This window comes from Clostridium sp., assembly GCF_016650035.1.
Classification (GTDB): Bacteria; Bacillota; Clostridia; order Clostridiales; family Clostridiaceae; genus Clostridium_AD.
In genome coordinates, this window is sequence record NZ_JAENWM010000101.1 from 1 (window position 1) to 12459 (window position 12459).

At 32.8% G+C, this 12459-nt stretch carries 9 protein-coding genes and 1 pseudogene; 1 reads left to right on the plus strand and 9 read right to left on the minus strand.

The genetic code is table 11. The features are described 5' to 3' along the window. The first annotated feature begins 160 nt into the window (after window positions 1–160). Window positions 161–802, plus strand: coding sequence for a superoxide dismutase (locus JJD95_RS17465; protein ID WP_291644363.1), 642 nt, complete (start codon window positions 161–163; stop codon window positions 800–802). 152 nt (window positions 803–954) lie between these two features. On the opposite strand, the gene sstT is transcribed toward JJD95_RS17465, so the two are convergent. The 9 genes and pseudogenes from sstT to gdhA form a co-directional block, all read right to left on the minus strand. Then, window positions 955–2190, minus strand: coding sequence for a serine/threonine transporter SstT (gene sstT / locus JJD95_RS17470; RefSeq protein ID WP_291644365.1), 1236 nt, complete (start codon window positions 2188–2190; stop codon window positions 955–957). A 238-nt stretch (window positions 2191–2428) separates the two neighbouring features. Further along, window positions 2429–4078: a helix-turn-helix domain-containing protein gene (locus JJD95_RS17475; protein WP_291644367.1), complete on the minus strand. Its 1650-nt coding sequence runs from the start codon at window positions 4076–4078 to the stop codon at window positions 2429–2431. 87 nt (window positions 4079–4165) lie between these two features. Next, window positions 4166–5836, minus strand: a complete 1671-nt coding sequence (gene ilvD / locus JJD95_RS17480; protein WP_291644370.1) for a dihydroxy-acid dehydratase — start codon at window positions 5834–5836, stop codon at window positions 4166–4168. 211 nt (window positions 5837–6047) lie between these two features. Beyond that, the gene (locus JJD95_RS17485; RefSeq protein WP_291644372.1) at window positions 6048–6476 is read right to left on the minus strand and encodes a DUF6465 family protein; all 429 of its coding nucleotides are present in this window, start codon (window positions 6474–6476) and stop codon (window positions 6048–6050) included. Window positions 6477–6701: 225 nt separating this feature from the next. Next, window positions 6702–7805, minus strand: a complete 1104-nt coding sequence (locus JJD95_RS17490; RefSeq protein WP_291644374.1) for a dipeptide epimerase — start codon at window positions 7803–7805, stop codon at window positions 6702–6704. Window positions 7806–7932: 127 nt separating this feature from the next. Next, the gene (locus JJD95_RS17495; protein WP_291644376.1) at window positions 7933–8259 is read right to left on the minus strand and encodes a DUF3870 domain-containing protein; all 327 of its coding nucleotides are present in this window, start codon (window positions 8257–8259) and stop codon (window positions 7933–7935) included. A 74-nt stretch (window positions 8260–8333) separates the two neighbouring features. Then, complete coding sequence (locus JJD95_RS17500) at window positions 8334–9494, minus strand: DUF819 family protein (protein WP_291644378.1); 1161 nt, start codon at window positions 9492–9494, stop codon at window positions 8334–8336. 32 nt (window positions 9495–9526) lie between these two features. After that, a complete protein-coding gene (gene pepV / locus JJD95_RS17505; RefSeq protein WP_291644380.1) occupies window positions 9527–10903 on the minus strand; it encodes a dipeptidase PepV in 1377 nt (458 codons plus the stop codon). Between the two features lie 335 nt (window positions 10904–11238). Beyond that, window positions 11239–12321 (minus strand): annotated as a pseudogene (gdhA, locus tag JJD95_RS17510) (NADP-specific glutamate dehydrogenase); the annotation flags it as partial. Window positions 12322–12459 lie beyond the last annotated feature (138 nt).

Genomic DNA, 12459 nt, shown 5'->3' on the forward strand with positions numbered 1-12459 from the left:
AGATAATGCTACGAATAGCTTGGATTATCTAAGCTATCCGTACAATATATAGCACGAAGAAATTCTGAGGTGAAGTTGATTTTTGAGCAAAAATGAATCAAGAGTTAGCAATGCATTAAGAGTTTCCGAGAGTGCACAATAATATTTAGAGAGGTGATTTATGTACGATTTAAAGCCTGAAACTTTTGATTTTAAATCAGTCAATGGTATTTCTATAAAACAGCTCAATGATCATTACAAATTATATTTAGGGTACGTAAGCAAATTAAATGAAATATATAATACTCACTATATACCAACAGATTACATTGATAGCAATTCTATTATGTCTAGAATGCGTAGTTTAAAACTTGGAGAGACATATTCGCTTAATGGTGTAAAACTTCATGATCTTTATTTTGAAAACATAGTGGAAGGAAATAACATTCCTTATGGTCCGTTACTAAATGCTATAATAAATCAATTTTCTTCTTATGATAACTTTATATCTTACCTTACAAATGTAGGATTATCCATGAGAGGTTGGGTAGTTCTTACCATTGATTTAATTGATAATAAATTGCACATAATAGGAAGTGATTCACACGATATTGGTGCTGTTTGGCTTTCTTGTCCAATATTAATTATGGACGTTTATGAGCATGCATATTTTATGGATTTTGGAACAGATAGAAGGAAATATATTTCTACATTTATTGAAAATATAAATTGGAAGGTTTTGAATCACAGATTTCAGGAATGCGTTTCTTCAATACAATTTTTAGATATGAAACAACATAGATATTATCCATATAACTTTTAATATTCCAATTTACTCCTATTAAATCTTAAATTAAAAAGATGGCTACCTATATATTAATATAGGTAGCCATCTTTTTATTCTCTATTACTTAATTAAGTTCTTGTTAAATTTTATAACAATCTAATTAATTTTAATTAAATTTTACAATTCGTTTAATATTTATTTATGATAATTTCTTTTCCTTCTTTACGCCACTTCGCAAATTCAGCTGTCGCTGTGAAAAGTGCATCTGTAGATGAATTAAGTCCTGTTTCAAAAGAGTCTTGTAAAACACCTACGATAAAACCTACACCAACTACCTTCATAGCAATATCATTTGGAATCCCGAATAAACTAGCTGCTAGAGGAATCAGGAGCAGTGACCCACCAGCTACACCTGAAGCACCACAAGCACTTACAGCAGCAAGTATGCTGAGTATTAATGCAGTAGCCATATCCACTTTAATTCCTAGTGTAGTAACAGCGGCAAGAGTTAAAACAGTAATGGTAATAGCTGCACCAGCCATATTTATGGTAGCGCCTAATGGAATGGAAACTGTATACGTATCTTTATCCAATCCAAGTTTTTCACACAATGTCATATTTACAGGAATATTTGCAGCTGAGCTACGTGTAAAGAATGCTGTAATACCACTTTCCCTCAAGCACCTAAGTACAAGTGGGTATGGATTTTTACGAATATTTACATATACAATGATTGGATTTACAACAAGAGCCATAAAGACCATACAACCAAGCAGAACTCCAAGCAACTTTCCATAGCTGAGTAAGGCCTCAATTCCACTTGTAGCAATAGCCTCAAATACGAGACCCATAATACCGAGTGGTGCAAAGTTTATGACCCATCTAACCATTTGAGTTAATGCATCTGAGAAATTAGCAATCATTGTTTTTGTTGTATCAGGCGCATTTTTTAAAGCAAATCCAAGAAGTAATGCCCAAGACAATATACCGATATAATTGGCATTAAAAAGTGCTTTTACTGGGTTATCAACAACGTTAAGAAGTAATGTTCTGAGAACTTCTACCACACCTCCAGGAGGTGTAATATTCTCAACACCTGCTGTAAGTGTTAACGTAACCGGGAACATAAAACTAGCAACAACAGCAACAAGTGCTGCTAAGAATGTTCCTAAAAGATAAAGTCCAATAATGGACTTCATATTGGTTTTATGACCACTCCTATGTTGAGAGATGGCTGACATAACCAAAAAAAATACTAAGATAGGTGCAATCGCTTTTAATGCACCTACAAATAAAGAACCGAAAATGACTACTGATTTTGCTTGTTCTGGAATCGTTACCGCCAGAATAATACCAACAATTAAGCCTACAATTATTCGCTTTACAAGACTCATTCCATTCCATTTTTCCATTAGATTTCTCATAATATTTTTCCTCCCGTCGTTAAATAGAAAACAGCTGACCTACTTACAATGTGCCACTTTTAGGCAAATCATCTTAATATTCACTCTATAACGACAATTTTATCTCAATTATTAACCCGTGTATTCAAAAAATAAAATACTATAAAATACAAAAGATAAAATTAGCAAATGAATGTTGCTACATTTTATCTTTATCTTTTTTTAGTATTAATATACTCCCATATTTAGTTAATATTTGTTAATTTGAGGGTCGAACCTTCCCTCTATATGCATTGGGCGTCATGCCTACATTCTTTGTAAATAAATTCACAAAATAACTGTAGTTTTTATAACCCACCTTCTTACTAATATCTTTAACTTTCATATTGGTAGCCATTAAAATTTTCTTTGCTTCTTCAATTCTTAAATTTTGCACAAAATTACTAAATGATATATGGTTTTTTTCATTAAAAAGAGAACTTAAATAATTTGGACTAATAAAAAATAAATCAGCAATTAGATTTAAGTTTAAATCTTCCTTATAATGAACATTAATATACATGTTAATATTATCTATAAGTTTTCTTCCATTACTTTTTAAAATTTTTTTATACTCTTCAATGCAATCAAAGCAAAAATATTTTAAAATCTCCCACGGGTCTTCTTTTTCAATGTTTTGCAGATATTTATCATATTTTTTTCTCACCTGTGATATGATTTGTATATCTTCCAATCCTCTTAAAGCTGTTCTGGATAAAACAATAATCATTTCTTTCACTATACCGTCGCTATGAGTGTCTATATTCCTGTAGATATTAATGCCCTCTTCTATCTTTTTCACATCAAGTCCTTTGATAGCATCTTCTAGCATGATTTCTAGTTCATATGGGTAGACGATGTCCTTTTGTAAGCTTATACCTCCCGCAAATATTTTTTCGTTATACATTTTAACATTGGCTTTTTTCAGTGCATCTTTTAACTGTATTTTTTCTTTTGTACTTATCAATATTTCGTTATCTTTTTCTACAAGTTCATGTTCTAGAATACTACGTTCTAACATCTTTTGAATTAGTTGTGCTGCAATGGTTAAAGACTCTTCTATTACATATATACGGCTTTTAATTATGCCAGGGATTTGTTCGTAGGATGTCAATATAACATCCTCCTCTATTTCTAGTTTTTGTGCCATTTGAAAAACCTTTTCCTTGATATCTTCGGATTTTTGCAGAATGAAGCTGTCACTCTTTAAATATCCAAAAACATTGTCATTTAACGTAATTGGCACCTCTATTTCTGTTAATCCATATTCACATTTGTACATTTTATTAAATAATTGGTCAACGCTATCGCTAGCATACTTCATTTTATAGCACTGTTGATGTGAAGTACATATTTTGCAAAAGCTATTTTTATCGTCTCCTTGTGTAAGAAGTTTATTGTTCTCATCGTAAATATTAATTGTAATTTTTAAAATCTCAGACAATTGGTCTTTAATATTTTTAAGTATTTCTATAGGAATCATATCCTGCATATTTCTATCCATTACAATCATGTAGTGGTTTTCCAATTGAATTAATTTTATGGGCACGTACGTTACTAAGAAAATTAAATCTTGTTTCCCTATGTTATATACCTCATGCTCTGAATAGGGAGGACAGTAAACAATCATGGATTTACACATATCTTCTTTTTTACCATCTGTAATAAAAATACCTTGTCCCTCTTCAACGTAAAAAAGTTGCTCCTCTCCTAGATGCGAGTGTTTTTTTTGCTGACATCCGGGATAAATTTTCACTTGCGCCACACTAAGTCTTCTATAAGGAGAGTCGATTGGTTCATGTATCCATGAAATTTCCCCCCATTCAAATTTTTGTATATCAAATTTATTTATATTGTCCAGAAGATTCACACCGTTCACCACCTCAAACGCTTATAATATATACATTATAAGTCATTTATAAAAAAAAGCAAATCCTATTAATAGGATTTGCTTTTTTTATTTTCCAGGTATTTCTAATACTGCTCCTCTGTTACCAGATGTTACTAAGGCTGCATAACGTGCAAGATAACCACTTGTAATTTTGGGTTGTCTTGGTTTCCAATTTACTCTTCTAGTTGTCAGTTCTTCTTCTGATACATCAAAGTATATTGTGTTTGCCATAATATCTATTTCAATCGTATCTCCCTCTTCAACAAGTGCTATATTTCCTCCTACTGCAGCTTCCGGTGATACATGACCTATTGCTGCGCCTCTTGATGCACCACTAAAGCGTCCATCTGTTATGAGTGCTACTGTGCTGCCGAGTCCCATTCCTATGATAGCAGAGGTTGGGTTGAGCATTTCTCTCATGCCTGGACCACCCTTAGGACCTTCATATCTTATTACTACTACATCTCCCGCTACAATCTTACCACCCATGATTGCTGTATTTGCATCTTCTTCGCATTCGAATACTCTTGCTGGCCCTTGATGCTTCATCATTTCCGGTACCACTGCAGAGCGTTTTACAACGCAGGAGTCTGGTGCCAAATTGCCTTTAAGCACTGCGATTCCGCCTGTCTCGCTAAATGGATTTTCAATAGGTCTAATAATATCCTTATTCGTGTTGATGCAACCAGCAATATTTTCTAATACTGTTTTACCTGTACAGGTAATAATATCTGTTTTCAGTAGACCTTTTTTGTCGAGCTCATTCATAACAGCATATACTCCTCCTGCCTCATCAAGATCTTCCATGTATGCTTCTCCAGCTGGCGCTAGATGACAAAGGTTAGGGGTCTTTGCACTGATTTCATTTGCAATGTCAAGATTAAGTTCAATTCCTACTTCATGAGCAATGGCTGGTAAATGAAGCATACTGTTTGTACTGCAGCCAAGTGCCATGTCTATGGTAAGTGCGTTCATAAATGCGTCTTTTGTCATAATGTCTCTAGGCTTAATATCTTTTTTGAGTAGCTCCATGATTTGCATTCCAGCATGTTTTGCCAGCCGTATTCTTGCTGAATAAACAGCCGGTATGGTTCCGTTACCTTTAAGTCCCATTCCTAAAGCTTCTGTTAGGCAGTTCATACTATTAGCTGTGAACATACCTGAACATGATCCACAAGTTGGACATGCTTTCATTTCATATTCTTGTACTTCCTCCAATGACATTTTAGATGCTGAATATGCACCTACTGCCTCAAACACGGAAGATAGGCTTGTTTTCTTTCTACCGATTTTCCCTGCAAGCATTGGTCCCCCACTTACAAATATTGTTGGAATATTAACTCTTGCCGCTGCCATCAAAAGCCCTGGTACGTTTTTATCACAGTTTGGCACCATTACTAGTGCATCAAAGGCATGTGCCATTGCCATCGCTTCTGTAGAGTCTGCAATTAGCTCCCTAGTTGCAAGTGAGTATTTCATTCCTTGATGTCCCATGGCAATACCGTCACATACTGCTATGGCTGGGAATACAATAGGAGTTCCCCCTGCCATGGCAACGCCAAGTTTTACTGCCTCCACTATTTTATCTAAGTTCATATGCCCTGGTACAATTTCATTATAAGAACTAACAATACCTATTAGTGGTCTTTTAACTTCTTCCTCTGTCATTCCAAGCGCATTAAGGAGAGATCTATGTGGTGCCTGCTGAATACCTTTTTTTACTGAATCACTTCTCATTTTTCCCATTCCCCCTTAATTTAGATTTATAATAATATCATTATAATCTATTTTCCCTATTAATACTTACGATATTATCTAAATATATTACCAATATTATATATTAAAATATTAATATTTATATCAAAAAGTAAACACACTAAATAAGTTTACAAAAAAACATAAATATAATAAAAGGCCATAAGCCTTCTATTATATTTATGAACTCATATTAAGATAATTTAAGATCTATGCTAATCTCCCCATTTATAAGACAATAGGCTGTATCTTCTTCAACCTTTAAATACACCTCTAAGGTTTTGATTTCTGAGGGTTTATGGGATTTTACCCATTCTTCATAAACTTTTTCTAGAATTGTTCCTTTTGAAACCTCTTTGCCCTGATATTGAACGTAGAATGCAACATCCACTTTTTTATCTACTGTTTTTTTTGCAACATTTGTTGTTCTTGTAGCTTTTGCTTTAACATTTTTAGCAGAATTTTTTAGTGCATCAAATGTCTTTTGCACATTTCCTTTTGTAACAATATCAGAAGCTATTTTCCTTGCACCTTCTGCTGTTTCTTCAGTTGATTTTATAACTTTTTCTGCTGTTGACTTTAAAACTTTTTTAGCAGAATTCAGAGTATTATCTTTTTTCATATCATTGACCTCCCTTTATAAATATTTTTTATACTTATTACTTATATTCGAATTTTTTTTAAAAAACCCTTTTTGTGTGAGTTTTATGATGAAATTTAATATTCATTTATTTTTTTAGTTAATTTTACCATAACAGTGCATTATAAGCTACAAAATAAAAAAAGGTTATCTTACAATTCAGTAAGATAACCTAAAATAAAAAACTTTTTTAATTTCATATATTTCTTAATAAAAACTAGAAACTGGTGCTCTTGAATAATTTATAGATTTTATACCCAGTCCTGGTTCATCTGTAAGTATTATTTTAGATTCATTAAATATTGCTCCTCCGATTATAGGATCCTCTTTGCATAGAACAGGACCATCTAAATCAATTTTAGTAATAATACTCTTTGCACAAGCTAAATGAACAGCTGCAGTTACACTTACCTTTGCTTCTAACATACAGCCTATCATGCATTCAACCCCATACATTTCTGCTAAAGAGCATATTTTAAGAGCATTATATATTCCGCCTGTTTTCATAAGTTTTATATTTACAAAATCTGCTGCTCTCCTCTGTAAAATATTTATTGCATCCATAGGAGAAAACACACTTTCATCTGCCAAAACTGGTATATATATATTATCTGTAACAAATTTTAATCCATCTATATCATGTGCTGAGACTGGTTGTTCTACAAACTCTATTTGTAGCCCTGCGTCCTCCATTTTTCTTAATATATTTACAGCTTCCTTTGGCTTCCAACCTTGATTTGCATCAATTCTAAGATTAACATTATAACCTACTGCTTGCCTTATTGCTTTCATTCTTTCCATATCCCGTGCTGAATCTTTCCCCACTTTTATTTTAAGAGTATTGTATCCTCTATTTATAGCATCTAAACTATCCCTTGCCATTTCTTCTGGAGTATTTACACTTATGGTTATATCTGTTGTTATTTCTTTTCTATATCCACCTAACAGCTTATATAAAGGTGCTCCATATAACTGGCCATATAAATCATATAGTGCCATATCCACTGCTGCCTTTGCACTAGTGTTTTTTAGAATACAGCTATTTAGTTTCAACATTATCTCTTCGAAATTTTCTATTTTTAGTCCTACCATACTCTTCTTTATATGATCTTCTATAGCTCCTATTATAGCTCCTGCGGTATCACCTGTTATAACTCCCGTAGGTGGTGCTTCTCCAAAACCTATATTCCCAGTATCAGTATGAACTTCTACTATAATATCCTCTACACTATTAACAGTTCTTACAGCAGTTTTAAATGGTGTTCTAAGAGGGACAGATATCCGTCCTATTTTTATATCAATTATTTTCATGTTAATTCCTCCTTAAATTTCATATAATAAAAACCCAGAAAAAGCATAACCAAAGGTTTGCCTTTACTGGGTTTCATTCACTTTTAAATAGGTATAATCCCATTCACTTTGAACAAAGCAGTAAATTTTAAAAACATCTTAATTTCACTTCATTGTATTTTTTTACACCATCTTTATAAGCGACTACAATAGCCCTTTGAGATGAACCATGATATCTTTTTTTTACTTCATCTTCTAAATCTTGATCAAATACTTTCAAGCTTCTTCCCATCAAAAGTGTTTTTATAAAATCATCTGTAGTTCTTATTGTGGATGAACAGCTTAAATCAATTATTGTATCTGTCTCTACATCTACCACAAACCCTATAAAAAATGAACTGAACTTATTAGTTATAGCATTCTCTGTATTGGTTTTAGCATTACCAACTACATATATTGTATTTTTGTTATACATATAAACCACCTCAAAGGATATTATACATTATATTAACTTATTTTATAAGCTAATTTGTTTTAGTTGTATATTTATCACATAATAGAAAGTATTTTACCTACCACAAGTGCCGCTCCTGTTCCTACAATATACCCCATAAGTCCCATCAAAATCCCTATAGGTACTAATGCTTCACTATATGCCCCAGCTAATATTGGTGCTGAAGCAACTCCTCCTATATTTGCAAGACTTGCGACTCCTATGGTAAATAAGTCTAGTTTAAATATTTTAGCGGCTAAAACTGAAATTATAAAATGTACCGCAAGTATACAAAACCCTGAAATTATATAAATTGGTGCCTGTGTTAGTTCTGCAAAATTTGCTCTAGATGCTATAAGCGCAACTATTAGGTAAAGCATTATATTAGCCAACTGTGTGGAACCAGGTATTTTTGCAACTGGTGTCATTGCAAGTATTACTCCCACTAAAGTAGCTATGAGAACTGTCCATGTTGTTCCTGTCAAAAATACAGTTTGTGGAAGCATACCACCCAAATTTTGAGCTATTGCAGAAACAAATAAACTTAATCCAAGTAATACCATCAAATCTACAAATTGTATTTCTTTACTTATACTTTCTTTATCTGCATTTAATTTTTCCCCTATTTCGTCTATTAGTGATGTATCAGATTTTGTCCATTTGTTAAATTTAGGGGCAAATGAAACTAACCACAATAGAAACATTACCCATACAGAGTAGTTTACAGAATCCATAAGCAGAGCGTATCCAAGTTTTGAATCAGGTATATTAAGCGCACCTTGCACAGCTACCATATTTCCAGTACCACCTATCCAACTTCCTGCAAGCGCTGCAAAAGATTTCCAAGTATCCACTTCATAAAATCCTTTAAAAATTGCATATGTCACTATAAATCCTAACATTATACTTAAAGTTGCTGCAAAAAATCCTAGTAACATTTTAGGTCCTAATTTTAATATTTTCCTCATATCACATCTTAAAAGCATTAGGAATATCATTGCCGGAAGCAAATTACCCTTTAACGCTTTATAAACTGCAGTTATTGAATCATTTTTCTCCCACATACCAAAAGTTGAAAGCAACATTGCTGTAAAATACAGCAGTACTATAGCAGGAATATAATTGAAAAGTTTTGACTTTGATTTTTTTTCTGCAAGTACAATCATACCTGCGAAGAATAGAAGAAATGCAACATAAGTAAATCCATTTGTAATCATTTATTTTCCCCCCTAAAATTTAGTTAACATAATTAATTTGCTAATTCATAGATAGCTGCTGCCATTATCTGAACATTTTTTATTAGTGAATCTATTTCTATATACTCATTTGGTTTATGTTCAACCATAGGTTGTCCTTTAAATATAGGTCCAAAAGCTACTATATTTTCCATGCTTTTTGCATAAGTTCCACCACCTATGGATATTAGTTCAGCTTTTTCTCCTACCTTTTCTTCATAAACTTTTTGCAATTGTTTTATAAACTTACTATCAGGTGACACATAAAGACTTTTCTTATGTCTTGTGGACACTTCTTTCATTTTACCTTCCGTCATTCTATTTTCAAAAATCTGTTTAAAATCTTCGTATTTTTTGGTCACAGGGTATCTCATATTAATAGAAATATTTACTTCTTTTTCGTTTGCTAATAACACTCCTAAGTTAAACACAAATTTACCCGACATTTCATCTTGTAAATATATACCTAGATTTCTTCCTTCTGTATCTAACCCTATATTTTTATTCATGAAAGCTATAAACTCTTTAACATCACCTATAAAATCTAATTTCCCCAAAAATAGTAGTAGATGGCTTATTGCATTTTTGCCCTCTTCCGGTCTACTTCCATGAGCAGAAATTCCAAAGCTTTTAATTAATAAAAGACCTTCTTTCTCCTCTATTCCTATTTCCACTACACCTTCTGCTAAATTTTTCACTTTATTTATCATAGCCGTAGGTACTTTTATTTTTGCTTCTACGTATTCTGGAACTACATTAGGTGCAATACCTCCTTTAATTGATTTAAGAATATATTCCCCCTCCTGATTTAAGCTCCTATTGTAACTGCTTGTAACTATTCCTTTTTCCCCATTTATAATTGGATACTCAGCATCTGGTGTAAATCCTGCTGAAGGCATTTCCCCACCTTTTTCTATGTAATGCTTTACACACCTGCTGCCAGTTTCTTCATTTAATCCGAATATTATTCTTACTCTTTTTTTAAGAGGTAAATTTAGATCTTTGATTGCCTTTAGTGCATATAATCCCCCTATAATAGGTCCTTTATCATCAGTAGTTCCTCTTCCATATATCTTTCCATCATGTATTTCTCCTCCATAAGGGGGATATGTCCATCCGTTGCCCTCTGGAACTACATCTAAATGCCCAAGTACTGCTATCATTTCCACCCCTTCACCATACTCTGCATATGCTATCATGTTATCTAGATTTACAGTTTTAAACCCTAAATTCTTAGAAAGTTTTAAACTGTATTCTAATGCTCTTTGAACTCCTTCTCCAAAAGGCATATTCTCTTTTGGCTCTTCTTCTACACTTTTAATAGTTACACACTTTTGTACACCTTCAATTATTTCTTCCTTCAGTTCAATTATTTTTTCATCCAATGTCATAAAATCACTCCTTAAATTTAATAAATGAATTAAAGCTTGTTTCCATTTGTTGATGTATCTAGATATCTTTTAAAAAAACAAAAAAAACCAGTAAATGATATTCATTTACTGGGTTTTTTTTACGTTAATGCTTTAGGCATATATATAAATAAAACAGTAATTTTAAACTAATTATTCTCTTTCTTATATACTATACTGAAAACACAGAAAAGTCAATTTAAATTCGAAAATGATCGGGTTGAATAGACTCCTAGGACTAAAAAGCCCAACCTTCTTAAGGGTTGAGCAGTTTTATATCATCATTAAATTGTTTTTAGATAAGATATTAAATTCAACTAAGCTATTCCTTCGGAATACATAGAATTTGCCACTTTAATAAATCCAGCAATATTAGCTCCAGCAACCAAATTACCTTCAAATCCATATTCTTTTGCTGCATTACTTACCTTTGCATATATATCTACCATTATACCCTTTAATTGAACATCTACTTCTTCAAATGTCCATGGGTATCTCATGCTATTCTGTGACATTTCAAGAGCTGATGTAGCAACTCCCCCTGCATTTGCTGCTTTGGCAGGTGCAAAAAGAATTTTATTCTTTAAGAATACCTCAATTGCTTCTGGTGTTGAAGGCATATTTGCACCTTCCCCAACTGCAATACATCCATTTGCCACAAGAGCTTTCGCTGAAATTTCATCTATTTCGTTCTGAGTAGCACACGGAAGTGCAATATCACACTTTATTGTCCAAATTCCAGAACAACCTTCATGATATTCTGCTTGTGGATGATATTTAACATATTCGCTTATTCTTTCTCTATTAACTTCTTTAATTTTCTTAACTGTATCTAAATTAATTCCAGTAGCATCATATATATATCCATTAGAATCACTTAATGCGACTACATTTGCCCCTAGATGTATAGCCTTTTCAGCTCCGTATATAGCAACATTTCCTGAACCAGAAATTACAGCTGTTTTATTTTCAAAAGAATTCCGAGTGGCTTTAAGCATTTCTTCAACAAAATAACACATTCCATATCCAGTTGCTTCCGTTCTCGCAAGACTTCCACCATAATGTATTCCTTTGCCTGTTAATACTCCTGTAAATTCGTTTGTAAGTCTTGCATATTGACCGAACAGAAAACCAATCTCACGGCCACCAACACCAATATCACCAGCAGGTACATCTACATCAGGTCCAATATACTTTGAAAGTTCAGTCATAAAGCTTTGACAAAATCTCATTACTTCCCTATTAGACTTACCCTTAGGATTAAAATCACTTCCACCCTTAGCACCTCCAATTGGTAGCCCTGTTAGTGAGTTTTTTAATGTTTGTTCAAAACCAAGAAATTTAATAATACTAAGGTTAACTGAAGGATGAAACCTTAATCCTCCCTTATAAGGTCCGAGCTTTCACGGAAACTCATTAGCTCCTATGATTACTCATTTCTAGTATCATTAATTTTTGTTGATTCCCCCATTTTTTCTGCATAAAACGCTTGACAAGTCTGTAAAAATTTGAAAAATCCCTCCTAGAGACATGTTTTA